Raw genomic sequence first — 22,662 nt, 5'->3', positions numbered from 1 at the left:
CTTCAACAGGAAACACTTCTGCCTCAGCAGCAGCTTATGCTGCACGTGCAGGTTTAAAAGCAATTGTAGTGATTCCCGAAGGAAAGATTGCTTTACGACTTCCTGACCGGCGGCCGCTTCGCCTGGTTGCAGGCGTATGCGGCGGCCGGTCTCGATATCGCCTATCCCGAGCTGAGGCTGGCGCACTATCTCAACGATCACGGCCATCGCATGTACCCGAAGCTGATCGACACCCACATCGTCGGCCAGATAATCGCCCGCATGCCATACAGATTCGACCGGACGCGCTATGTCGTCACCGATCCGCTCACCGACCCTGGCTGGCTGGCCCGGATGCGCGAGAACCGGCTCGGTGCACTGGCCCCGGCCGCGTCGGTGCTGCTCACCCACGGCAGCGCCGACCAGGCGGTCGGCTACGCGCAGGCAATTCAGTTGCACGACGACTGGTCGCGCCTCGGCGTCGATGTGACCTTCCGCGGCTATCGCGGACTCGAACACCTCACCGCCGCGGTCGCGCACATCCGCACCGCGCTGCCGTGGCTCAGCGCGCACATAGCCGACCATCGCGCGAACGACACAGGGACGCCCCCGATTACGGGCTTCGAAACCGCATGACGATGGGTCATGCGGGAGCGCCAGGGTGCCACCCCCGCTGATTCGGCAGGCAGCCGAGGAGGCTATTGGTGGCGAGGATCTGTCCGTTTGGCTGCGGAGCCGCCGGTCATAGCCAGATGATATGTGGCATCGGTATCGCATCCGCGGTCCCGGCCGAGTTCGTTGTGTTCTCCATGACGTAGACGATGGCGCGACAGTACGCGCGGGTCTCGTGGCGAGGTCTGCGTAGCGCCCCGACAGGCAAGGAGTTTCCATGGCTATCGGCGACACCATGAGTGGATCCACCTTCGTTATCGATCTGGGAATGTTCCCGGTGGAAACGGTTCAGCAGATCAGCGAGCTGCAGTCGGCGCCCGTACGCGGTGGTGAGATCACGATCATTCGCGGGTTGGACCGGAGCAGGGTGTTCACCGACTGGATCCACACAACCTTTACCAAGGGTGCCGCGGATGACGCTCGCCAGGACATCACGGTGACGGTGATGGACCTGAACAAGAATCCGGTCAAGCGGATTCGCTTATCGCGCGCATGGGCGTCGGATTGGCATGGACAGTCGCGGCAGGGCGGAGCGGACGAGTTGGCGACCGAAGCGGTGACGATCACCTACGAGGGCGTCGAGGTCGAGAACGCCTGAATTTCTTCGCGAGCAGCTGACGGGGGTCGAGGTGTGCAATGACGCACCACCCTCGCCAGCTGGCTACGTAGTGGGCGCACCGCCGGAGTATTGACGGCGCAACCGCTGTACCGCGTCGTCCATATGCTCAACCAGCAGTGAGCGGGCGCGGCGTGCGGGTCCGGATCCGATCGCGTCGCGCAACTCGACGTGCTCTTGGGCTTGCTCGCGCAGGACTGGATATGTGTCTGCAAGGCGCCCAGGCACATTCGGGTCTCGATGAGCAGGGTGCGGGCGGCGCGGACGAGGCGTGGGCTTTCCGCCCTCGCTATCGTCGGGGGTTCTCCCGCCCTTATTGCTGCGTGTCCAGAGGTGCATCGTGAGTTATGGTCCCGGCCTTGTCATCTGGCTTCAGGCCATCGAGTTCACCGGCAAGCTGATCGGCGCGATCACCGGCGCTGCGCCGCCGTGATCGTTCTCGGCATCCGCACTCACATGCATATTGTGTCGCCTTGGTGATGAGCATCCACCGGCGTGGCCGAACTGATCCGGGACACTCGTTGTGCCGCTCCAGCGCGCACAACACGACCGCCCCCGAACCGTCACCAGACAAACCCCCACATCGCAGCAGACGATGCTACGGCCCGACAGAACCGTCCATCCCCGGTCTAGACGAGTAAGTCCGAAGTCCTAGTGCTGCCGGGATGGACGGCCGGCGTCAGACACCTTGTACCACCCTGCCGCGCATGTGACCGCTACGAACTTCGCGGACCGGGCGGTAGATCTCGAAAGAGATTATTGGCGACTGCGGGATTTGTCAGCATCTTGACAACTTCGCGAGGGTCCTGGCCTTCTAGCTGGAAGGCCCGAAGTTGAGGAATGAGCTGCTCAAGAGAAATTCCATGTCGTTTGGCAGTCTTAGCATGAGCCTCGAACTCGCTGGCGGAGAACCCTAGCTTTGGAGCCCAACGAGTGACCGTGCCGCGCTCAGAATCGGTCAGTTCCCGGCCTAGCAGGCGGTCGAACAATCCCATGAAAAGACGATACGCCCGAGCCCACGAGAGTGGTTGGCAATCTGCGGAATACCACTAAGGAGATCCAGCCTGATCTCCCTGGGCATGTCATCGAACTCAAAACCACTGTGTGGCAGACGATCTGGACGCCCTCCTGACCGCACTATTCGTGCCGATCGCTACTAAACGTAGTAGGTCCGAAGTCCTTGGCGCGCAAACGAAAAGGCGAAGGGCCTCGTTGGCCGTTGTGTGACGAACGACATCGAGACCCTTCTCACCACACTGTATGTGAAGATCGACGACGAGTTGGGAGGACCACAATGGACGGGCAGGCCACCTGTGCTGACCGATTCCGAGCTGGTGTGCGTCGCGGTCGCCCAGTCGCTGCTCGGGGCCCACTGGCTGCGCTATGCCCGCAAGCACCTGACCGGGATGTTCCCCTATCTGCCGCAGCAGTCCGGCTACAACAAGCGGCTGCGCGCGGCACTTGGTCTGGTCAAGCGGGTCATCCGGATGCTGGTCAAATCGAGCGACTTCTGGCTCGACGACTGCTGGATCGTGGACTCCACCCCGGTGCCGTGCGGGATGTCGCGGCCCACGGTCAAGCGTTCCGACCTGGCCGGATGGGCCGGGTATGGATACTGCGCCAGCCACTCCCGGTTCTTTTGGGGGCTACGTCTGTATCTGGTGTGCACCCCGGCGGGGATGCCGATCCTGTGGGCGCTGGCCGACCCCAAGCTCGGCGAGCGCGAAGTGCTGGCCGCGATCCTGGAGGTCGAGGCCGGTGTCGCAGCAGAGCATGAAGCCATACTGCTGATCTCCGACAAGGGCTTTGCCAGCAAGGACTTCGAAAAACGGTTGGCCAACTACGGGATCACGCTGCTTCGGCCCTCTTTCAAGCGGGAGAAGCAACGCTACGGCGAACCCATGCTAAAGAAGGTCCAGCAGCTGATCGAGTCGGTCAACGACACCCTCAAAGGCCAACTCGATCTGGAAGATCACGGCGGACGCAGCTACGCAGGCGTTGCCATCCGTGTCGCCCAGCGCATCCTCGCGATGGCCACCGCCATCTGGCACAACAACCTGACCGCAGCCCCGGTCACCCGGTCACCGATTGCCTAGCACGACAGTTGTATTTCGTTGTGCTGCAGGATGGTTGATCCTGCGGTAGCTTGTTCGGCTGTGCTGGATGATGTTGTGGCCGAGGATGTTTCGGCCTGGCGTGCGGCGTTCGATGATATGTTCGCGCGGATCGCGGGGATGTTCTATCGGGCCGAGTCGCGTGGGTGGGCCCGGTCGTATCTGACGGGGTTGCTGGCGCCGGTGGAGCGCAAGAACTCCTGGCAGCTGGCCGATGCTGCGGGTGTGGTGGAGCCGGACGGGTTGCAGCATTTCCTGAACCGGTCGCGGTGGGATGCCGACGAGCTGCGGGATCGGCTGCGCGCGTATGTGGTAGGGGCATTGGCCTGCCCGGATGGTGTTCTGGTCGTGGACGAGACGGGATTTCTCAAGAAGGGGGTGAAGTCGGCCGGCGTGCAGCGGCAGTATTCCGGCACGGCGGGGCGTGTGGAGAATTGTCAGCTCGGGGTGTTTCTGGCATATGCGGGAAAGGTCGGGCGGGCGCTGATCGACCGCGAGCTCTACCTACCCGAGGCTTGGATCGGCGACCGAAATCGTTGCATCGAAGCGGGAATACCCGAGAACCGTTGCAGCCAAGGAGTTTTGACGAAGCCACGGTTGGCGGAGACGATGATCGCCCGCGCCCTGGACGCGGGAGTAGCCGCCGGATGGATCGCCGCGGATGCCGCCTACGGGCGCGATGGGCGCTTCCGAGCCTTTTGTGAGACCCGTCGGCTGTCCTATGTCCTCGAGGTGCCAGTGCGGCAGATGGTGCCCGATCTGGACGGCCGTCGCCGCGTGGACACCCTCGTCAGTCGCGCGCCCGAAGACGCCTGGCACCTAGCCTCTGCCGGGCTCGGCGAGCGCGGCGAACGCGAATACGACTGGGCCTGGGCCACGCTGCCATCCTTCGGTGACCTCCCGGCCGGGTTCGTGCGAACCCTGCTGGCTCGCCGCAGCCTCGACGACCCCGACGATATCGCCTACTACCTGTGCTTTCACCCCGCCACCATCACCCGCGAGCAGGTCGTCGCCGTGGCCGGAGCCAGATGGGCGGTCGAGGAATGTTTCCAAGCCGCCAAGGACCAATGCGGCCTGGACCACTACCAGGTCCGTAAATGGGAACCCTGGTACCGCCACATCACCCTCGCCATGCTCGCCCACGCCTTCCTCGCCGTCACCGCCGCCACCGACCCAAAAGCCCACGCGGGCTGGGCCGAATCACAGTCGCCGACGTCCGCCGTCTCCTGGCGATAATCCTGCGCCCCGCCCGCACCCTCACCCACGCACTCGCCGCCTGCAACTGGCGACGCCGACACCAAGCACACGCGCGGCAGCTGCGACATCAACGAAACCGATTATGAAACAACGAAATACAACTGTCGTGCTAGCTAGACGTCGTCTTCGAAGTCAGTTCCATCGCTGGAGATTGGGATTCAAGCAATCCAGCCCTTCACCATGTCGCGCGGGTCTCCCAGCGCACCGTCCCTGACTCCTGGACCCCGCCGCTGGTTTCACATGGCATGCTCTTGTCCCCCTTAACCTTTCGGCGCAGGGTAAGCCATCAGACCCAGGAATCCTCCAGAGACCTGACCATCCGCCGCCGCGCTGCCAGCGCAACGCCGACCGCGATTTGCCGAATCCTTAACCAACACGAAAGATTGCCGTTCGTGCTGCATGGGTGGGCTGGAACATCCGCGCATACCGCTTATCGTTTGCACGCCAACGCATCTTGCTGATTGACGCACGTGTTGGGCTGCAAAGCGCGCTCATAGCCGATCAGTGGATTTCCGACCACATTTGCCCTGGGTGTCAGCCCACTAGGTCTCTCGATTACCCGGCCACGATGGGCAGTGCAAGTCTCTCACGAACCCGATGGGACATCGGATGAAAATCGTTCGAAAGTCTGCCACGCTGCGTTCGGCATCGGTGAGGCCGACGGTGTCTCGATCGAGACGGCCCGGATCATCCGGGAGCAGAAGCGCAAGATCGTCGAACTCGAGCAAGCGGTCGAAATTCTTTCGGCGGCAACGAGTTTCTTCGCGCGAGCAAGCGGCCCGCGACAGAAGCGATCTGCGCGTTCATTGCCGAGCATCGGGCTCGGGTTCGGGGTAGCCGCGCACATGCCCGGCAGGAAGGCATGCAGGCAGCTGACTCGCTCAGGATCTCCGCGGCCGAGGGTTGTGTTGCTCTGGACTCCGCGGCCGGGCCGCGGCTGCCCGTGCCACCTCGTCGCGCCGGTCCGCCGGAACGAGCGGGGTGAGATCAGCTCGGGTGGTGATCATCAGCTTCTGGAAGATCGTGACCATCTGTGCGTCAACGGTTTTGAACGAGCTGCCGCGGCGGGCGGCGATCGCGGTGTTGGTCCAGCCGGCCGCGGCCAGCGTAGCCACCTCTTGCTCGGCGTTCGTCAGCTCGTACCACCGCGACGGACGGTTCTGCCGGACCGGATGATCCGCGGCCAGCCGGTCCAGGGATAAGGTGCCCAGTGCCAGCCGAGCGACCTCGTCGTATTCGGGCCGCAGCATCGCGCCCTCGCGCTCGGCTGCGACGAAGTCCTTGTGCCCGAGCACATCTCGTGCCGATTCGATGGCCTCGGAGGTTTCGATACCGAAGGGCCCCAAATTCGCGATATCCACCCCCAACCGCTGTCGCATCGTCGATGCGCCACCGCTGAGCTGCGCAATCTCCACGGCCCATGCCCGCACCCGATCCGCCGGGGCGCTCTTCGCCGCCCGCGCATCGTCGACCATTCGCGCCAACGTCCACGCCCGAATATGCACCGCCCAGATGACACCCCACTGGTCATGCATCGCGAGTTGATCGGCCAGGGCCGTACGTCCCACGGCGAGCGCCCCGTTCGGATCACCATGTTTGGTGAGCGCTATCGCCCAAGCCAATTCGGCCCACGACTTTGCCCACCCCGCGCCCGCGACGGTGACATTGTCGAGATGTCGCCGCGCGATGTCCAGCGCCTGCGCCGCGGTGCCGACAAACCCGGCGGCCAGCGCTTCGAACAACTCGCTCATGGCCGCTGCACCGAGATCACCATGGGCGGTGAACTTCTCGCGCGCGTTGCCCAGCACCGCGATCGCGCGCGCGTCACACTGCACCAGCAGCAGCTCACAACCTCGGGTGTATTCCACTGGTGCGGGCAGACCGAGATCGGTCTCGGGATCCGCACGCCAGTTCGCCCGTACTTCCGGGTCGACGACACAGGCCGCGACACATTCGTCGAGCATCCGCTCGGCATCCTTCGGCACGCCCTGGCACATGCTGATCCAGCCGATCAATGCCATCGCCGATATCTGGAGCTCGACCGGCGGTGATTCGAGCTCACGAGTGGCCGCCAATGTCTGCTCGGCCCAGCGCCGGGATTCACGCAACGAGCCCTTGAAGAACGGAACACGCAGCGCGATCAGACCGATCGCGATCTCCATACCGATCGCCGCTTCCCCGGATGTCTCGAGACTTCCGTCGATCGCGCAGAGCAGGTTGTTCCATTCCGCACGCGCCCAGCTCAGCAGATCCTGTTCCGAGGACCCGAACCACTCACTGCGCGCTCGCGCGACCTTGTCTCGGTAGTAGCGACGATGCGCGCGGGTCAGCCGCATCCATTCCGCGCCGCCCGAGCGCTCGCGCAGTCGCTGCTGCGCGAACACCTGGAAGCTCTCGAGCAGCGAATAGCGCACCGAGGTCGCGCTCAGGTGGAGCGAAACGAGCGATTGATCCACCAGGCGCTCGAGTAAAGCCTCGACTTCCGCTCTGGCGATGCACACTTCGGCGTCGCCCGCGACCGCGTCGAGGTCGGCGCACACCCCCTCGATCGCCGCCAACTCAGCTCCCACGTCGCCCGCGGGTGCGCGCGCATCGTCCGGATCGGCGTCGTAGCCCGCGGCGAACACCGACATCCGCTCGAAGAGCAGCCGTTCCTTAGCCCGGCACAGATCGAACGACCAAGCGATGACATCGCGAATGCCTTGATGCCGTTCATCGGCGCCGACGCGCGGACCGTGCGACCACCCCAGCCGCCGATCGGTCACTCCACCGTTGAGATCGCGCAGGATCATCGGCAGCGGCTGGCGCGGCAGCCGGGCCGCCGCCAGCCGGATGTACAGCGGGTGGTTGTGCAGATGGCGGCAGATCGAATCCGCCAGCGTGAGTTGGTCTTCCGCGACGGCGTGCCCGGTCAGCTCGGCTCGTTTGCGGAACAGTGTCAGGGCCTGTTCCTGGGGCAGCGACCCGACGGGCAGCAATTGTTCGTCGACCCATCCGATCGCCTCGCGACTCGTCGCCAGCACGGTCAGGCCCGGCACTTCGTCGAGTAGTTCGTCGATCAGTCGGCCGGTCCCGTCCAGCACATGCTCGCAGTTGTCCATCACCAGCACTGTCTGCAACATGCGGCCGACCGCATCGGAGCGGGTGAGCGTGTCGACCAACGCGGCCCACGCCGATCGGCCGGAGAAGTCGGCATCGACGATCGCCTGCGCGACCTCGTCCTCGATTGCCGTCGCGTCGGAGCCCTTCGACAGCCGGGCCAGCCGGACCCAATACACCGGGACCCGCCGGGCCTTCTGGTATCGGTGGACTGCCTCGGCGGCCAGGCGAGTCTTGCCGATACCACCCGCACCGATCAGGGTGATCAGGCGCGCCGAATCCAGCAGCAGCGTAGCGATCTTTTCCAGCTCGCGTTCTCGACCGACGAAATCACTGGTAGCCGCTGGCAGAGCGCCAGTATTCGAGGACCGCCGCCTAGACACAGCAATGCAGCTTAGTCGCCGATCGACCGTGAGCGCGCGGGCACCGTGGCTACCGATGTGTGGGCCCTACCTATCCGCAGACGATTTCCCCAGCGTCATAGGCGAATACACGACCCGGAAGGATCCAAGGTGCGACGAGTACAGATACTCGGAGCGGGCGAGTGCGGCCTGCCCCTGGCTCACCAACTCAGACGAAGCAACACATCGGTCACCCTGGTGACCGATCGCAGCGCCGAAGCCGTCCTGTCCGGCTCCGTGACGAGCACGCAAGTGAAGTTCCCCGCGACCTTGGATCTCGAATCGCAAGCCGGTCTCGGGTTCTGGGACGCGACGGCGCCGCGGATCCAGGGCATCCGATTCACCATGGCCATCGACTGCAATCCGGTGGCGGGCTGGGCCGGACACTTCAGTCGCCCCGCCCGCAGCGTCGACCAGCGGACGGTACTCGCTCGGCTGCTCACCGACTACGTTGCCGCGGGTGGCGATCTGGAGATCACCGACCTGTCGCTGCCGGAAATCGATCGGCGCGCCGACGACTTCGACCTGACGATCGTCACCCGAGCATCACGGGAACTCGCCGCATGCTTCCCGGCCGACCCGACGTGGCCGCCGACACCCGGTCCGCTGCGCAGCCTGGCGGTGCTGTATCTCGACGGGGTGCCGACCGACCCGGACGGCTTGGGGACCTATGTATCGCTGCCCGGATACGGTGAGGTGATCTCCTATCCGGGACTCACCGGCCCGTCGGGACAGGAAAAGCCCTGCGAGATATTGCTTTTCGAGGCACTGCCGCAGGGTGGACTGGATATGTTCGGCCCGCTCGACAACGCTGGCGAACGGTTGCGGCAGGCCAAACTGCTGCTGAATCGCTATCTGCCCCCAGCACTGGCCGATCGGTACCGTTATGCCGAACTGACCGATAGCGGAGCCACTTTGGTCGGTGCCGTGACGCCGACCATGCGGCAGCCGGTCGGCACCCTGCCATCCGGCGCACCCGTGCTCGGCGGCGGCGATGTCGTATGCCGGATGGACCCCGGCGGCGCGCAGGGCGCCAACAATGCCGTCCACTGCGCATTCCACTACAGCGCAGCGATTCTCGGCAATCCCGACGGCCCCTACGACCGCGCCTGGATGAATTCGACAGCACAGCCCTGGCTGACCGATATCGCCCACCCCGCGGCGCGCTGGACGATGGCGATGCTCGCGCCGCCACCCGAGATGCAGGCACTGATGCAAGCCGCACAGCAGGACCCGGCGCTCGCCGACGCCTTGGCCGACACCTTCGCCCGACCAGCGAATATGTCCCGTTTCGCCGCCGCTGCGCACTGACCTGGGGACTGCGTCATGCGGTAGGCAGCGGAGGAAAGACGACAGGCAGCGCGGTGAGCGCCCGATGGAATGGACCGGGACGCCACACCAGTTCCTCGACCGGCACGGCCAGCTCTACATCGGGCAGTACGTCGAGGAGTTGGTCGATGGCGTCCTGGGCGATCAGGTAGGCCGCGGATTTGGCGGGGCAAGTGTGCGGTCCTGCACTCCACGCCAGATGTGAACGGTTGCCGGTGAGGTCACCGGCGCTGACTGCGGGGTCGTTATTGCAGGCGGCCATGCTGATCACGACCGGTTCGTTTGCGGGCAGCCAGATCTCGTCGAGCAGAATCGGCTGGCGGGGATAGGTGACGCAGAAGTTCGCCATGGGCGGATCGGTGAACAAGACCTCGTCGAGGGCATCGCGAGTAGACAGACTCCCACCGAGGACGTTGCCCGCGAACCGGGCATCGGCAAGCATCAGCAGCAGGGTGTTGACGATCAGATTCTGCTGCGGTTCGATCCCCGCGCCGTACAGGATGACCAGCTGATGGATCAATTCCGACTCGTCGAGTCGGGTCGGATGCGCCAGCAGTCGCGTGGTGATGTCGTCACCGGGTTCGGCTCGTTTGAGCGCCACCAACTCCCCCAGCGCCGCCGACAGCAACCGATTGCCCTCCTCCGCGTCACTGCCCTCGAATACCGCCGCGGTGGCGGTGGCCACCTGTCGGCCGATCTCCGGCGGACAGCCGAGCATCGCGTTGACCGCGTCGAATGCGAGCGGAAACGCGTATTGGCGGACCAGGTCGGCCGCACCGGACGCACGGAAACCATCGATCAGCGGAACCGCGATCTCCTCCACGGTGGTGTGCAGGGCATGCAGATCGACGGCGCCGATGCTGTCGGCGATGACCTGCCGATAGCGCGCATGTTCCGCACCGGCGCTGCGCAGCGCGTTCGGACGCCACTCGAGTATCGGCAACACCGGACAATCCACGGGAACGGTCTGCTGCCAGGTGCGCGGGTCGGCGGGAAAATGCTCGGGGTCGTTGAGGATTCGCACCGCGCTGCGGTAATCGAGCACCAGGGTCGCGGGCACTCCGGGCGCGAGTTCGACCGGTGCCATCGAGCCGTAACGGCGGCGCATCTCCTGATAGGCCCGGTGCGGATCGGCCGCGAATTCCGGCGAGTACATCGGCACTGCGGCTTCGTCGATGTCGACGGGCGAGGAGTGATGTGGAACCGGACATTTCGCGTGTTGTGATGAGGACTGCGGCGTGGTCAACTGCGGAACTCCAAACGCTGGCTGTGTCGCATAAGCACGAGGCGGGTCGCCGTAAGGGTCACGCAATAGGTAGGTGCCGGGCATCGGTAGCGCCGGGCAACTACCGATGCCCGGCGCCTACCTATAGCGGCATCCTCAGGCTGGGGCGTCTCAGAAGGAGACCGACATATCCGGGGAAGGTGAGATGACATGACGTCTCCGTCGACAAGGGCCTCCGGCACGAGACCGATCAGTGTCGCCGATATCGCGGCCCAGTCGGACGGCATCCGCGCACTGCATCGACGTATCGACGAATTGCGTTCCACAGGAATGAATTTCGCGGCCGATGCGATCACGAAGGAAATGCTGGCGTTGGGTATATCACCGGATCAGCCATGACGGGAACCGCCTGAGAGCCAACTGGATCAGGCAGGATGGTGAGCGTGCGTATGTTGTTGGCAGTCCTCACGCTCTGCCTAGGGGCCGGATGGACGGCATGTCCCGTCACCGCCGAACCCGGTCCCCTGGGCGGACCGAATCCGGTGCTGGTGATCGGCGGATTCGATGCCGATGTCACGAAACTCGACACCATGCGAGCGTGGCTGGATTCCCGCGGCTACACCGCCTATTCGATGGTGCTGCCCGGCGACCCCACGGCAACCGCGCCCATTCCGGAATCAGCCCGGGCAGTGGCCGACAAGGTCGCGGAGATCCGGCGCACGACCGGATCCGCCCGGGTCGACCTCGTAGGTCATTCCATGGGCGGACTCGCTCAGCGTCACTTCGTGAAGTTCCTCAACGGGCGCGATCTGGTCGGCACCTACGTAGATTTCGGCACGCCCGAGCAGGGCGAACTCCTCGGAGCACTGTGCTCCACCTATCCAGGATGCCGCGATATGTCGCCGGGCTCACCCTTCCTGACCGCACTCAACGCCGACCCAGCAGTACCGCCGGGCCTGCCCGCCTACCATCTCTTCTCCGAAAACGCAGGCGCAGAGAAACTTCCGTTAACCGGCGCAATCAACGCCAGCATCCAGTCGTTCTGCCCCAGCCGCGAGGTCTCCCACGGCAACGAGCCCGTCGATGCCGTACTTCAGCAACTGGTCGACGCCGCCTTACGCGGCACACCGCTGACCGCCACCTGCCCCTAACGGAAGCGGTAGATCGCTCCGAGCAGGACCAGGCAGTATTCGGCGACGATGTCGAGGAATGCGGTGCGAGCCCGAAACCGCGCCTCCGCACTGGTTTCGACGCCAGGTGCGGCATCGATGCTGCGGAAACGTTGCAGCACCTCCGCGCGAGGATGACCGGTCCACGGACCGTAGTCACGGTCGTTGAGCCGCTCATCGACGGTCACCGTCAACCCCAGCGCGGTCGCGATCGTCCTGTGCGGTCGACACCGCACGCCGCAGCAGACTCGACAGGACCGCAACTGGATGCGCAGCAGCGAGCACGTTCGCCAATCGCTGCGCTTCAGCGATGCCGACCTCGTCCAGCAGCGCCGCGGTCACCGCCACCGCCAGCGCCGACGAACGCGGCATCGCACTGCACACCGAAATCCGCGCTGGACACCCCGCACAAGAACTCCTGCGAGTCACCCACGACCAGGACGCCGACCTACTCGTCCTCGGACGCAGCGGACACGCCGCGATCTGGGGCCGATTCATCGGCACCACCGCAGAACAAGTCGCTCGCCACGTCGAATGCTCGGTCCTCATCGCGACGTGAAACCAGGGACGTCGGATTCGCGTGCTGGTCGTTGTCCACACCGTCGGTGTCCGTATCCCTCTCGGTCACCGGGTGGCCACCTGCGGCTAGGACAGTGACCGCGCTCTGCTCCAACAGTTTTCGACCAAGAGGCCGGTCCCTTCATGCTCCACACTGCACGCGCCGCGTTCACGACGCTGGCCGTTGTCGCTGTCCTCGGCGCCAGCGTCAGCGCTCTGACCACCTCCAACCCCGCTTCCGCTCAACCGAATTCGGCGTGCGCCCAAGCCGGCGGCGCGCTCGCCGGCCTGCTACCGTCGGGGTCGGCGGTCTCCGCGTATCTGTGTGCCCAAGCCGGTGATCTCATCGATGTCCGTATCGGTGACGTGCATGGCACTCAACCCTCTCTCGGGCGCGACGAGGTGTTTTACAAGCTCGGCCGCTACACCCTCGGCAAGGACGCGATCAACAAGAAGTTCGACGACTGGTGCGAAGCCAACGGTCAGGTCAAAGCCGCGACTGTTGCTGCGAATGCAACTCTGGCAGACCGGGGTTCGTTCACCTGTGATCTGCCGATTGGGCAGGAGACCGCGGCGAGTATCGCCCCGATGAAGACCGTCGTGATCGGGCCGGGCGGGACCCTGTATTTGGCCGACGGCCATCACACGTTGACTTCGTTCTACGAACTGCCCGATGGCGGCCCGAACCTGCACCTGCGCCTGAACGTGCTCGGTAACCTCAGCCAGTACTCCGGCAACGCCTTCTGGGCCGAAATGGCGCGCAACGGGTGGGTGTGGAACCGCGATGTCGACGGCAATGTCGTGCCCTACGAGCAACTGCCCGCCAGCGTGGGACTGTCGAACTATGCCGACGACAAATACCGCAGCCTGATGTACTTCGCGCGCGATATCGGCTACACCGAAAACCGCACACCGTTCCAGGAATTCTATTGGGGCTCCTGGCTGCGCGACACCGGTGCCGCCGACCTTAGCGCCTGGAACGCCAACGACTTGACCAGCTATCTCGACACCCTGGCGCGAGCGACCATGGCCCAGAGCGCATTACCGGGCGACGCGGTGGTCGATAGTGGTCTGACCGCCGCCCAACTCGGGGCCCTGGCACAGTGGAATGACGGAAAGTCCACCGACAAAGGCGAATTCGCCAACATCTCCAAGCCCTACTCCGACCCCAAGCCTGGCAAGATCGCCTATTCCCTGGAATACAAAGCCATTCACGGAAAGTAGTCAACCGCACGGCGCGGGCTCGGCGACCGCCGAATCGTATTCGCTATCCATCTCCCCGGGTGGGCGCACCGAAGCAAGTGCGCCCACCCGGCAACCACGGTGCGCTACGGACGGATTGCCGTTCTCAGCATTCCCGCAGCACCGCTGTCGGATGCCGCCGGCCCTCGAGTTTTCGGCACCGTACACCCCAACTGCGAACCGACGCACGTACCGGGGAGAGTGCGCTGTCGATAGGCGCACCTGTGACCAGGACCACGCGGACACGCTGACCCGGGACGGTCAATCTCCTTGGATCGACCTTGTCGGCTGAGCCGTGGCCCGTTACTGCTGCACTGCAAATATTTTGGTCCTGCCGTCGGTGGACCTCCGCCGCGGTGGGTTCAGGAGGCGTCCGCCCGCAGAGGTGACACCGTCGTTGTCACTGCCCTCACCTTCGAATTACAGACGGCGGCGTTCACAGCCGCAGCTGCGAACGTCCAAGGTCCGAAGAACCGAAATACCATATCGCAGAAATCCGGGCGGTGATTTCGATCTGGACGCCAGCGCACTGGAGACCGGCCCGACCCAGAAGGTGCTCTCGGATCGGCATTTCGTGTTCTACAACAACCTGCGCTCCCCCGAAGGCACGATCGAACACACCGGCGACAACCTCACCGGTGAAGGCGAAGGCGACGACGAGGTGATCAACGTCGACCTCACCGCGACCCCACCGACGATCACCCCGCGCCCGATCCGCGAGCGCCGCCACCTCGCCGCCGCGACCCGCGCCTACGCGCGCGAGCTGGCCGCCGCCCCCGGAGGTGGCCAGACGATATCGGCACCAGCTCGGCAACCCGCCCGGCGGACGCCAACAATGCTTGCCGACAACGACTCTCAGCAAGATAGGCTCTGGGGCGATCCGGTTGCGGCTGCCCCGGGGAGGCCTCCGGAGTAACCACCGCCGTGACAGGACAGCCGTTCCAAGGGGGACCATGGTGACCACCATTCTCAGCACCGCAGGCATCGCGATCGCGGTCGTGACCGGGATCTGGCTACTCGGCGACATCATCGCCCGATGGTCAGGGATGCTGCTCGCCGTCGCCGGGGTCGGCTACATGATCGGCGGCCTCGTGCGCGGGGCCGTCATGGCCGCGATCGGGCTGCTCCTGTGGCTGATCGGGCATTGGATCTTCGCCTACAAGTATCACGGCTGGAAGAGCGCCCTTGCCCAACGGCTGTTCACTACCACTCGGCTGCGGCGCTTCGACCCGACCCGTGGCTGGGCCATTCCGGTCACCGACAGCGGGCAGGCCGACGGCTTCGACTCGGCCTACCCCAGCTCGGGAATGTAACCGCATCGGCGGCACGGAGATCCCGCCGACCGGGTATACGGGTTTCGGCCAGCTATCACGTTGCCCTCGGCAGTCCGGCGACCGATTCCATGCGGCCCGGTCGTCTTCACCCCGATAGAGCAGGGGGCTCGCAGTAGGTGTTTCGGCCCTTGAATGCGGTGAGGGTGTCCGCTCTGCGCACGCCCTTCACCCATTTGCCCGTTGCGGGCGGGGATGCCCTGCGTAAGGCTGGGTGCCCGTTTCGGGCATAGTGCGCTATAGCATTAGCTTCCGGGAGTCGCTCCCGAATCTGAGCGTCGCGCCCAGGCGTTCAGGGCTCTGCCCCAAAAGTTTTCGGGATCCGCTCCCGACGGCGTATCGCTCCAGTTGTCAGCGCCGTTCGGAAATCTCACGGAGACTGGCTCGCAGCCATCTGTGGTGGGATGCCGTAGTCAGCACCGGACCGGTTACCGCGTGAAGCAGTGATGAACACCGATCCGAATGGGCCATGGAAACAGGCGCGATTCCCCGAAGCCCGGCTATCCCCTGGAACGGCTACAGGCAGCAGCAAGAGCCATGATCAAAACCTGTGGATGACCGGGGAGGGAGTACCTTCCCGGATGATCTAGAAATCAACGGTTTTGATCAGCCTGGCGCGCCAACGCCGGGTGGGAAGGTACGTCCCGATGCTCAAGGTAGTCCAAGGTGGCGAGGAGCCCAACGGCGGTGCGGCCGGGTTTCGGTCGCTGCTCGATGAGATCGTGCGTGATGGTGCGCGGCAGATGCTGGCGGCGGCGTTGCAGGCCGAGGTTGCGGCGTATGTCGAGCAGTTCGCCGGCCAGGTCGACGAGAACGGCCACCGGTTGGTGGTGCGTAACGGTTACCACGAGCCGCGGACCGTGGTGACCAGGGCGGGCGCGGTCGAGGTGAGGGCGCCGCGGGTGAACGACAAGCGGACGGACATCGAAACCGGTGAGCGCAAGCGGTTCTCCTCGGCGATCCTGCCGGCGTGGGCACGGAAGTCGCCGCAGATGAGCGAGGTGTTGCCGCTGCTGTACCTGCACGGATTGTCCTCGGGTGACTTCGCGCCCGCGCTCGAGCAGTTCCTGGGCACCGGCGCGGGCCTGTCGGCCTCCTCGATCACCCGGTTGACCGCGCAGTGGCAGGACGAGGCCCGCGCTTTCGGGCAGCGGGATCTGTCGAGTGTGGACTACGTGTACCTGTGGGTCGACGGCATCCACCTGAAGATACGCCTGGAGCAGGAGAAACTCTGCCTACTGGTGATGATCGGGGTGCGCGCCGACGGCCGCAAGGAGCTCGTCGCGTTGACCGACGGGTTCCGAGAGTCGAGTGAGTCGTGGGCGGATCTGCTGCGCGATGCCCGCCGCCGTGGCATGCGTGCCCCGGTCCTGGCCGTCGGCGACGGCGCGCTGGGGTTCTGGAAGGCGCTGCGCGAGGTGTTCCCCGCCACGAAGGAGCAGCGTTGCTGGTGGCACAAACAGGGCAATGTTCTTGCGGCGCTGCCGAAGTCGGCGCATCCGGGCGCGCTCGCGGCGATGAAGGAGATCTACAACGCCGAGGACGCCGACATGGCCCGCACGGCGATCAAGGCGTTCGAGCGGGACTACGGCGCGAAGTTCCCCAAAGCCGTGGCGAAGGTCGTCGACGACGCCGATGTGCTGCTGGAGTTCTACAACTACCCGGCCGACCATTGGGTACACCTGCGCACGACGAATCCGATCGAATCCACGTTCGCGACAGTGCGATTGAGGAGCAAGGTCACCAAGGGGCCGGGCTCGCGCGCCGCCGGCATCGCGATGGTGTTCAAGCTGATCGAGTCCGCTCAGGCCCGCTGGCGCGCAGTCAACGCCCCACACCTGGTCGCCCTTGTCCGCGCCGGAGCCACCTTCGAGAGAGGCAAACTCAAAGAACGACCGGCCGACTCGTCCGAGCAGGAGGCCGCCTGAAACTCACCCATTCACAGGATTTGACAAGTCTCCAGCAGGCATGTCACGCAATTCGTGTCTGCGCCGCTTTCTCGACCGCGGCTGAGAACTGCTCGGGTCGAGGTACAGATCCATTCGGTCATGATTCGAGCCGCGCTGCCTTCGTGACGAGATAGCGCCGCTCGGGTTCGCTAAGTGTCCTGTGTGCTGCCGAACGGTATTGCTCGGCGGCCAGTTCCAGATCGCCTGCGAGTTCCGCGAGATGCGCTTCGACTGCGGCGAAACGATGATGCTCGGCAAGGATCCGGTCGGTCCGCAGTTGCTCGAGCAACGTGAGCCCGGTGGGCACGCCACGTGCCATCGCCAGGGCGACAACACGATTCAGCGTCACCATCGGATTGTCCGACATCTGGTCGAGCAAGGTGTAGAGCGCGAGAATCTGCTCCCAGTCGGTCGCGTCCGGTGTCGGCGCCTCGTCGTGGACTGCCGCGATCGCTGCCTGAATCTGGTAGGGACCGGGCTTGTTTCGTGACATCGCGGCAGTTACCAGCGCAGCTCCTTCGGCGATCTGCGCGCGGTCCCACAACGTCCGGTCCTGCTCGGCCATCGGAATCAGCATGTCACCTGGCCCGGTCCGCGCGGCACGGCGGGCGTCGGTCAGCAGCATCAGCGCGAGCAGGCCGGCAACTTCGCCGTCGCCGGGCAGGCTGCGGTGCAGCATCCGGGCGAGTCTGACGGCCTCGGTCGACAATTCGACCCGCGCAAGCACCGGCCCCGAGGTGCTCGTGTAGCCCTCGTTGAAGATCAGGTACAGCACCTGCAGCACGGCGTCGAGGCGTTCGGCGTGCTCGGCCGGCATCGCGAACGACACGCCGGACTGCTTGATCGTCTTCTTGGCGCGGCTGATCCGCTGCCCCATCGTCGCTTCGGGCGCGAACAGCGCGCGGGCGATCTCTCCCGTCGTGAGGCCGCCGACCGCGCGCAGGGTGAGCGCGATCTGACCGGTGCGCGGCAACGCGGGATGGCAGCACATGAACAGCAGTATCAACGAATCATCCTGTGCCGAAACGGGTCCGGACGGTGCAACCGGCACTTCCTCCCGCTCACGGCGGGCCTGCTCGCTGCGCAGCAGGTCGATCAATTTCCGCGAGGCCACCCGGATCAGCCAGGTGCGTGGTTCGTCCGGCAACGGGGGCCACTGTGTCGTCGCCGCAAGCAATGCCTCCTGTACCGCGTCCTCGGCAAGGTCGAAGTGCCCGTACCGCCGGACGAGCGCACCGAGGACCTGCGGCGCCAGGTCGCGCAGCAGGTCCTCGATCTCGCGAGCGATCACAGATCGGCCGGCGGTCCGTCGGGTAGCGGCCGGACCTCGACCGTGTCGCCGGTGTTGTCGGCGACACGTGCGGCGATTGCCATCGCGCGGTCGTGGGAGTCGACGTCGACGACCGAGAAGCTCGCAAGAACCTCCTTCACCTCGGCGTACGGCCCGTCGCTGGCGACCGGACCCGAAGCCGACTTCCGCACGGTCCAGGTCAACGACGGATCGGCGAGCCCCATCGTCGTGACCAACTCGCCGGACTCGGTCAGCTCGGCACCGAGCTCCTCGTAGAACTTGCACATCGCGGCGAACTCGGGACTCGAGTAGTCGACCGACGCCCAGTCCGCCGTGTTGGTGTAGGCCAGCAGGATGTACTTCACGGCTCCATCCTCCCGCTATCCACCGACGCGCGTCATCGTCGCCTCGTAACCGCCACCGGGCCACACCCACGCGCCGGACAGCATGTTGCCGTCGGCGCTGAACGTGGTCCGGCAGTACGCCGGCGAGCCCTTACGGCCACCCCAGATCGTCAGCACGTCGCCGTCGAGTTCGTACTCGTAGTCGAGCGTTTCGCCGTCGCTCGAGTAGAAGCGTGACGTGACCGCCTCACTCGCCTCACCGCCGAACGGCCGTTCGTGGCCGATGACTTCGAGTCCGGAGACGTGGTGCCCATCGTGGTCCATGTCCACGCGCTGGGACAAGAAGGCGCGGCCGTCGAGCCACGCGTAGGTCGTGGTGCCGTCGGCGCCGCCGGACACCCGCCAGGTGCCGACGAGACAGTCGAGGTCGGAGATCGAGGTACTCATGACGAGAGTTCCTTTCGGTTGATGGTTCCTTCGCCGGTACCACGGAGCCAGCGGACGGTCTTCGACATTCGGTCGTCGAACCGTGCGCGGCGGCGCCGCGCACACAGCTTCGACAACAGCAAGCTCGAACGCCCCGACCAGACAACCGAGGAAACGCCCAAAAGGTGATCTTGATCCACAGGTCTTGACAATTGCTCCAGCAGCAACTGCGCGCACCTATGCCGGTGAGAATCGACCGCTCGACACGTCGACGATGCACCCCAAGATGGTCACCACCAGACGCCGCACGATCGACGCACGGCAAAAGGTTCGCCCAGTGCGTACGGGGTCAGTAGCTGTGCCCCGGCGGAGGTATCCGCCACTGACCAGATGATGGCGGTAGCACCGCGGTGTCAGCGGTCGGGTCGACCCGCAGGAAGCGGATGAACCCATCCACGGTGACCCCGGCGGCAAGGATCTCTGCGGGCAACCGCGCAGCGGCGTTCCTCGAATCCATGCGCTACATGGTCACCGAGCACACCTGCCGTAACCGGAAATCACGCGACCAACGACAAAATTCCACACCACAGGTGGCGGCGGGTAACGATTCGGCAATCCCGGCGCAGGCGGCACGAATGCGCCCACCTCTAGGCAAGCTGGGGGGTTGAAAAACGCCGAGCAGAGGCGGAAAAACCGCCTCTGACCTGGTCGGGATGACAGGATTTGAACCTGCGACCACCTGACCCCCAGTCAGGTGCGCTACCAAGCTGCGCCACATCCCGTTGCGCCCGGTTGTGGGCGCTCGAAAAGATTACCTCAGGGGTGGGCGAGACGCCGAATCGCCTGGTTATCGGTGTGGCGGGTGGGGTAGGTGGGTCAGCGCGGGGTGACGCGGGCGGCGGCTCGGGACTCGTCACCGACGGCGAACCAGACGTCGAGGGCGGTGTCGTCGCGGCGGCCGATGACGCGGACCTGCTCACCCGCTTGCAATGGTTTGGTGTATTCGACGACGGTGCGGTGCGGGCCGGATTTGAGGTCGGTGTGGGCGGCCAGCATTTCTTCCAGTGCGCTGAGATAGACAGCGTTGTTGACATGGTCGAACCAGTCGATATCGGCGATGCGGAGCGGGAAGGGTAGCTCCTGGGTTCCGGGGCCGGTGGGTAGCGAGTCGGTGAGGGCCGCTTTCCAGCGCAGGCGGTGTTCGGTGGTGCCTGCGAGCATGGGTGCCATGAAGCGGTCGCTCATGCGGGCGGGGACACCGGATTCGGTGCCGAAATGGATGAGAAATCCCTCGGTTTCGACCAATCCGCCCTTGCTACCGCAGATTTGGACGCGCATATTGCACCAGCGGTTGGACAGGGCCGAGCACCAGCGGCGCAGGGTGACGTGTTCGCCGAATTCGACGGGCTCGAGAACATCGATGACGGTGCGACGGACCACCCAACCGCGGTGGCTGTCACCGTCCTCGACGGCGCCGAGGTGTTCGAAACCGATGTCCTGGAGGTAGCGGGCAATGGCGTCGAGGCGCAGGCGTTGGTCGCGGTCGGTGTCGGCGAGGCGGACCGGCCAGCCTGTTTCGAACGGGGTTCCGGTGCCAGGGCGTTCCGGCAACACACTGGGAATGACCATGAACGGATAATGCCAGGTACTGGTCGTCCAAGTCCGCGCCGACCCGCCGTCGCGAGCGCCCGCGTCGCGATCACCGTGTCGAGATGCTCCCGTCAGTGGTGATAGCCGGTCGCACTCGGTTACCTAACGTTGAAGGTATGAGTCCACCGGCCAACCCGTGGTCGAACCAGCCCAAGGGCCTGCCTGCCAAGGAGTCCAGCGGCAACGAGCTGGCAGTCGACCGAGTAGTACTCGCCGCCATCGCGATCCCGTCTGATCAGCGGCGCCGACCCGATATCGGCATGCTCACCGGAACCACCCTCGCGGTCGCGCTGGTGTTGCTGGTCGGCTTCCTGCTGACGGGCCGATCAGGAGATTCGACAACAGCCACCAGCACCGCCATGCCAGCGAGCGCGATCCAGGCCAACCGCGGGCTGACCGTCGGCGAGGTCACGGCCAACGACGGCAAGACGGTGACCGTGGCCGGGCTACTCGGGGCGAAAACCAAAGTACACATCAACGCCGATACCCAGGTACTGGTCCTGAGCGCCACCAGCGTGTCGGCTGTGAAGGTCGGCGCCGCGGTCGTCATCCACGGCAACAAGGAGGCCGACGGCTCCATCACCGCGAATTTGATCGTCGGCGCCGAGCTGTGAACAGCGGTTAGCGAACGACCGGCTCGTCCGCGGCCATGGCCGCACCGGTGAGTTCGACGGACCGGAGTCGATCGTCGATTTCGGTCGCGTGGTGGGCGACGATGAGTTCGTCTGCGGCGATGGATCCCGCAAAATCCGCCAGGTAGTCCCGAACTTCAGCGGGTGTGCCGACCGCGGTGTACCGGGTCATCGCGCTGAGCTGGCTGCCGTTGGGCGAGGCGAGGAATGCGTCGATCTCCTCGTCGCTGAATTCGGCGCCCGCCGCACCTCGCCTGATCATGGCCCGTGCGCGCGCACGGTAGGCGACCGCCTTCTGCTCCGCCGCCGCGTCGTGGTCCTCGGCGGCGAACACATTGACTCCGGCCATCACATACGGCTCGGCCAGTTGCTCCGACGACCGAAAATTGTCGCGGTAGACGGCCACCGCCTGGTGCAGCGCGTCGGGCGCGAAATGCGATGCGAAGGCGTACGGCAGGCCGAGCTGCGCGGCGAGCTGCGCGCCGAACAGTGACGAACCCAGAATGTAAAGCGGCACAACGCCTTCCGCCCGCGGCACGGCCTGCACTCCCGGCACTCGCGAGTTCCCCGTCAGGTAGCCCTGCAGCTCCAGTACGTCCTTGGGGAAGGAGTCCGCCGATGCCGGGTCCCGGCGCAGCGCGAACATGGTCTTCTGGTCGCTGCCCGGTGCGCGGCCGAGTCCGAGGTCGATCCGTCCGGGATACAGCGTCTCCAAGGTGCCGAACTGCTCCGCGATCACCAGTGGCGAATGGTTGGGCAGCATGATGCCGCCCGCCCCGAGCCGAATGGTGTCGGTGTGCGCCGCGACGTGACCGATGAGAACACTGGTGGCGCTGGATGCGATCGAGCGCATGTTGTGGTGTTCGGCGTACCAGACGCGTCGGTAACCGCTGCGCTCGGCGACCCGGGCCAGCGCGACGCTGTTATCGAAGCTGTCGCGCGCGGTCCGGCCGGGTGCGATCGACGCCAAGTCGAGGATCGACAGTGCGGTGGGCATAAGACGCTGCCTTTCGAAAAGTCAGAGAACGCGGTGGAGTTCTTCGGTGAAGGCCCGGATACGGGCATCGTCGCGGCGGTAGTACGTCCACTGGCCGCGCCGGGTGGCGCTGAGGAATCCGGCGCGCTGCAGGATCGCCAGATGCGCCGAGATGGTCGACGCCGAGGTCCCCGCCTTCTGCTGGATGAGGCCGACGCACACGCCGAGCTCGGCCGTATCCGGCCCGCGTTCCGGGAAGTTCGCATCGGGATCCTTGAGCCACGTCAAGATGTTCAGCCGAGTCTCGTTCGCCAGCGCCTTGCACGCGTCGAGCACATCCACCTCCCTTCGGTATTTCGCTAATTAACGAACTTACGCCGCCGACGACGGCTCAGCACCGTG

23 protein-coding genes, 1 tRNA gene and 4 pseudogenes are annotated in these 22,662 nt (G+C 65.1%); 15 read left to right on the top strand and 13 right to left on the bottom strand.

Features of this window, described 5'->3' with window-relative positions; translation table 11 throughout:
* The 3 genes and pseudogenes from ABZW16_RS23460 to ABZW16_RS23450 form a co-directional block, all read left to right on the top strand.
* A pseudogene (locus tag ABZW16_RS23460) lies at positions 1 to 95 on the top strand (hypothetical protein); the annotation flags it as partial.
* Positions 88 to 615: a lipase family protein gene (locus ABZW16_RS23455; protein WP_354958097.1), complete on the top strand. Its 528-nt coding sequence runs from the start codon at positions 88 to 90 to the stop codon at positions 613 to 615. The pseudogene ABZW16_RS23460 and the gene ABZW16_RS23455, both read left to right, overlap by 8 nt.
* A gap of 253 nt (positions 616 to 868) precedes the next feature.
* On the top strand, positions 869 to 1,249 hold the full coding sequence (locus ABZW16_RS23450) for a phage tail protein (RefSeq protein ID WP_354958096.1): 381 nt from the start codon (positions 869 to 871) through the stop codon (positions 1,247 to 1,249).
* A 63-nt stretch (positions 1,250 to 1,312) separates the two neighbouring features.
* Here the strand turns inward: ABZW16_RS23450 and ABZW16_RS23445 are convergent.
* A pseudogene (locus ABZW16_RS23445) lies at positions 1,313 to 1,551 on the bottom strand (GntR family transcriptional regulator); the annotation flags it as partial.
* Positions 1,552 to 2,490: 939 nt separating this feature from the next.
* On the opposite strand from ABZW16_RS23445, the gene ABZW16_RS23440 reads away from it, so the two are divergent.
* The 3 genes and pseudogenes from ABZW16_RS23440 to ABZW16_RS23430 all read left to right on the top strand — a co-directional run.
* Positions 2,491 to 3,363 carry an IS982 family transposase gene (locus ABZW16_RS23440; protein WP_354958095.1) on the top strand — a complete coding sequence of 291 codons (873 nt, stop codon included), beginning with the start codon at positions 2,491 to 2,493 and terminating at the stop codon, positions 3,361 to 3,363.
* 117 nt (positions 3,364 to 3,480) lie between these two features.
* Positions 3,481 to 4,617, top strand: coding sequence for an IS701 family transposase (locus ABZW16_RS23435; protein ID WP_354958103.1), 1,137 nt, complete (start codon positions 3,481 to 3,483; stop codon positions 4,615 to 4,617).
* 671 nt (positions 4,618 to 5,288) lie between these two features.
* Positions 5,289 to 5,477, top strand: a pseudogene (locus ABZW16_RS23430) (IS3 family transposase); the annotation flags it as partial.
* 42 nt (positions 5,478 to 5,519) lie between these two features.
* On the opposite strand, the gene ABZW16_RS23425 reads toward ABZW16_RS23430, so the two are convergent.
* Entirely contained in the window at positions 5,520 to 8,120 is a 2,601-nt protein-coding gene (locus tag ABZW16_RS23425; protein WP_354958094.1) for an AAA family ATPase, read from the bottom strand.
* Positions 8,121 to 8,336: 216 nt separating this feature from the next.
* Between ABZW16_RS23425 and ABZW16_RS23420 the strand changes: the two genes are divergently transcribed.
* The gene (locus tag ABZW16_RS23420; protein ID WP_354958093.1) at positions 8,337 to 9,449 is read left to right on the top strand and encodes a styrene monooxygenase/indole monooxygenase family protein; all 1,113 of its coding nucleotides are present in this window, start codon (positions 8,337 to 8,339) and stop codon (positions 9,447 to 9,449) included.
* Between the two features lie 13 nt (positions 9,450 to 9,462).
* On the opposite strand, the gene ABZW16_RS23415 is transcribed toward ABZW16_RS23420, so the two are convergent.
* Positions 9,463 to 10,713 carry a cytochrome P450 gene (locus ABZW16_RS23415; RefSeq protein ID WP_354958091.1) on the bottom strand — a complete coding sequence of 417 codons (1,251 nt, stop codon included), beginning with the start codon at positions 10,711 to 10,713 and terminating at the stop codon, positions 9,463 to 9,465.
* Positions 10,714 to 10,902: 189 nt separating this feature from the next.
* Between ABZW16_RS23415 and ABZW16_RS23410 the strand changes: the two genes are divergently transcribed.
* Together ABZW16_RS23410 and ABZW16_RS23405 are read left to right on the top strand one after the other, a co-directional pair.
* Positions 10,903 to 11,091, top strand: coding sequence for a hypothetical protein (locus ABZW16_RS23410; RefSeq protein ID WP_354958090.1), 189 nt, complete (start codon positions 10,903 to 10,905; stop codon positions 11,089 to 11,091).
* A 50-nt stretch (positions 11,092 to 11,141) separates the two neighbouring features.
* Positions 11,142 to 11,843 (top strand): alpha/beta hydrolase, encoded by a 702-nt coding sequence (locus ABZW16_RS23405; RefSeq protein WP_354958102.1) that lies wholly within the window; start codon positions 11,142 to 11,144, stop codon positions 11,841 to 11,843.
* On the opposite strand, the gene ABZW16_RS23400 is transcribed toward ABZW16_RS23405, so the two are convergent.
* Together ABZW16_RS23400 and ABZW16_RS23395 are read right to left on the bottom strand one after the other, a co-directional pair.
* Positions 11,840 to 12,049, bottom strand: a complete 210-nt coding sequence (locus ABZW16_RS23400; protein WP_354958089.1) for a histidine phosphatase family protein — start codon at positions 12,047 to 12,049, stop codon at positions 11,840 to 11,842. The genes ABZW16_RS23405 and ABZW16_RS23400 overlap by 4 nt on opposite strands.
* On the bottom strand, positions 12,036 to 12,233 hold the full coding sequence (locus ABZW16_RS23395; protein WP_354958088.1) for a histidine phosphatase family protein: 198 nt from the start codon (positions 12,231 to 12,233) through the stop codon (positions 12,036 to 12,038). The genes ABZW16_RS23400 and ABZW16_RS23395 overlap by 14 nt, the downstream gene beginning before the upstream one ends.
* Here ABZW16_RS23395 and ABZW16_RS23390 point away from each other — a divergent pair.
* The 5 genes and pseudogenes from ABZW16_RS23390 (at position 12,172) to ABZW16_RS23370 (ending at position 16,920) form a co-directional block, all read left to right on the top strand.
* On the top strand, positions 12,172 to 12,420 hold the full coding sequence (locus ABZW16_RS23390) for a universal stress protein (RefSeq protein ID WP_354958087.1): 249 nt from the start codon (positions 12,172 to 12,174) through the stop codon (positions 12,418 to 12,420). The genes ABZW16_RS23395 and ABZW16_RS23390 overlap by 62 nt on opposite strands.
* A 143-nt stretch (positions 12,421 to 12,563) precedes the next feature.
* Positions 12,564 to 13,643, top strand: coding sequence for a ParB/Srx family N-terminal domain-containing protein (locus tag ABZW16_RS23385; RefSeq protein WP_354958086.1), 1,080 nt, complete (start codon positions 12,564 to 12,566; stop codon positions 13,641 to 13,643).
* 517 nt (positions 13,644 to 14,160) lie between these two features.
* A pseudogene (locus ABZW16_RS23380) lies at positions 14,161 to 14,361 on the top strand (TerD family protein); the annotation flags it as partial.
* Positions 14,362 to 14,614: 253 nt separating this feature from the next.
* Positions 14,615 to 14,974: a hypothetical protein gene (locus ABZW16_RS23375; RefSeq protein ID WP_354958085.1), complete on the top strand. Its 360-nt coding sequence runs from the start codon at positions 14,615 to 14,617 to the stop codon at positions 14,972 to 14,974.
* Between the two features lie 665 nt (positions 14,975 to 15,639).
* Positions 15,640 to 16,920 (top strand): IS256 family transposase, encoded by a 1,281-nt coding sequence (locus ABZW16_RS23370; protein ID WP_354958084.1) that lies wholly within the window; start codon positions 15,640 to 15,642, stop codon positions 16,918 to 16,920.
* A gap of 118 nt (positions 16,921 to 17,038) precedes the next feature.
* Here the strand turns inward: ABZW16_RS23370 and ABZW16_RS23365 are convergent, their stop codons facing one another.
* From ABZW16_RS23365 to ABZW16_RS23340, 6 genes are all read right to left on the bottom strand, one after another.
* Entirely contained in the window at positions 17,039 to 18,232 is a 1,194-nt protein-coding gene (locus ABZW16_RS23365; RefSeq protein WP_213555476.1) for a DUF6596 domain-containing protein, read from the bottom strand.
* Positions 18,229 to 18,597, bottom strand: a complete 369-nt coding sequence (locus ABZW16_RS23360; protein WP_354958083.1) for a YciI family protein — start codon at positions 18,595 to 18,597, stop codon at positions 18,229 to 18,231. The genes ABZW16_RS23365 and ABZW16_RS23360 overlap by 4 nt, the downstream gene beginning before the upstream one ends.
* Positions 18,598 to 18,612: 15 nt before the next feature.
* A complete protein-coding gene (locus tag ABZW16_RS23355; protein WP_122192048.1) occupies positions 18,613 to 19,023 on the bottom strand; it encodes a hypothetical protein in 411 nt (136 codons plus the stop codon).
* A 328-nt stretch (positions 19,024 to 19,351) separates the two neighbouring features.
* The gene (locus ABZW16_RS23350) at positions 19,352 to 19,519 is read right to left on the bottom strand and encodes a hypothetical protein (RefSeq protein ID WP_354958082.1); all 168 of its coding nucleotides are present in this window, start codon (positions 19,517 to 19,519) and stop codon (positions 19,352 to 19,354) included.
* A gap of 188 nt (positions 19,520 to 19,707) precedes the next feature.
* Positions 19,708 to 19,784: transfer RNA gene (locus ABZW16_RS23345), tRNA-Pro, on the bottom strand.
* Positions 19,785 to 19,878: 94 nt separating this feature from the next.
* Positions 19,879 to 20,631 carry an acyl-ACP thioesterase domain-containing protein gene (locus ABZW16_RS23340; RefSeq protein WP_354958081.1) on the bottom strand — a complete coding sequence of 251 codons (753 nt, stop codon included), beginning with the start codon at positions 20,629 to 20,631 and terminating at the stop codon, positions 19,879 to 19,881.
* A gap of 137 nt (positions 20,632 to 20,768) precedes the next feature.
* Here ABZW16_RS23340 and ABZW16_RS23335 point away from each other — a divergent pair, with 137 nt between their 5' ends.
* The gene (locus ABZW16_RS23335; RefSeq protein ID WP_354958079.1) at positions 20,769 to 21,266 is read left to right on the top strand and encodes a hypothetical protein; all 498 of its coding nucleotides are present in this window, start codon (positions 20,769 to 20,771) and stop codon (positions 21,264 to 21,266) included.
* A 7-nt stretch (positions 21,267 to 21,273) separates the two neighbouring features.
* Here the strand turns inward: ABZW16_RS23335 and ABZW16_RS23330 are convergent, their stop codons facing one another.
* Both ABZW16_RS23330 and ABZW16_RS23325 read right to left on the bottom strand, forming a co-directional pair.
* Entirely contained in the window at positions 21,274 to 22,281 is a 1,008-nt protein-coding gene (locus ABZW16_RS23330; RefSeq protein ID WP_354958078.1) for an LLM class flavin-dependent oxidoreductase, read from the bottom strand.
* 21 nt (positions 22,282 to 22,302) lie between these two features.
* Positions 22,303 to 22,596, bottom strand: coding sequence for a metalloregulator ArsR/SmtB family transcription factor (locus ABZW16_RS23325; RefSeq protein WP_354958077.1), 294 nt, complete (start codon positions 22,594 to 22,596; stop codon positions 22,303 to 22,305).
* Positions 22,597 to 22,662: the final 66 nt, after the last annotated feature.

It is taken from the genome of Nocardia sp. NPDC004604 (assembly GCF_040609795.1).
Taxonomy (GTDB): Bacteria; Actinomycetota; Actinomycetes; order Mycobacteriales; family Mycobacteriaceae; genus Nocardia.
Note: the sequence above shows the minus strand (reverse complement) of the source record. Positions and strands in the feature narration are given on the sequence as shown.

Coding starts and splice junctions, on each gene's coding strand:
- ABZW16_RS23450 (WP_354958096.1), top strand. CDS start 869: ATGGCTATCGGCGACACCATGAGTGGATCCACCTTCGTTATCGATCTG.
- ABZW16_RS23435 (WP_354958103.1), top strand. CDS start 3,481: ATGTTCGCGCGGATCGCGGGGATGTTCTATCGGGCCGAGTCGCGTGGG.
- ABZW16_RS23410 (WP_354958090.1), top strand. CDS start 10,903: ATGACGTCTCCGTCGACAAGGGCCTCCGGCACGAGACCGATCAGTGTC.
- ABZW16_RS23405 (WP_354958102.1), top strand. CDS start 11,142: ATGTTGTTGGCAGTCCTCACGCTCTGCCTAGGGGCCGGATGGACGGCA.
- ABZW16_RS23390 (WP_354958087.1), top strand. CDS start 12,172: ATGCCGACCTCGTCCAGCAGCGCCGCGGTCACCGCCACCGCCAGCGCC.
- ABZW16_RS23395 (WP_354958088.1), bottom strand. CDS start 12,233: ATGCCGCGTTCGTCGGCGCTGGCGGTGGCGGTGACCGCGGCGCTGCTG.
- ABZW16_RS23385 (WP_354958086.1), top strand. CDS start 12,564: ATGCTCCACACTGCACGCGCCGCGTTCACGACGCTGGCCGTTGTCGCT.
- ABZW16_RS23375 (WP_354958085.1), top strand. CDS start 14,615: ATGGTGACCACCATTCTCAGCACCGCAGGCATCGCGATCGCGGTCGTG.
- ABZW16_RS23370 (WP_354958084.1), top strand. CDS start 15,640: ATGCTCAAGGTAGTCCAAGGTGGCGAGGAGCCCAACGGCGGTGCGGCC.
- ABZW16_RS23355 (WP_122192048.1), bottom strand. CDS start 19,023: ATGAGTACCTCGATCTCCGACCTCGACTGTCTCGTCGGCACCTGGCGG.
- ABZW16_RS23350 (WP_354958082.1), bottom strand. CDS start 19,519: ATGGATTCGAGGAACGCCGCTGCGCGGTTGCCCGCAGAGATCCTTGCC.
- ABZW16_RS23340 (WP_354958081.1), bottom strand. CDS start 20,631: ATGGTCATTCCCAGTGTGTTGCCGGAACGCCCTGGCACCGGAACCCCG.
- ABZW16_RS23335 (WP_354958079.1), top strand. CDS start 20,769: ATGAGTCCACCGGCCAACCCGTGGTCGAACCAGCCCAAGGGCCTGCCT.
- ABZW16_RS23330 (WP_354958078.1), bottom strand. CDS start 22,281: ATGCCCACCGCACTGTCGATCCTCGACTTGGCGTCGATCGCACCCGGC.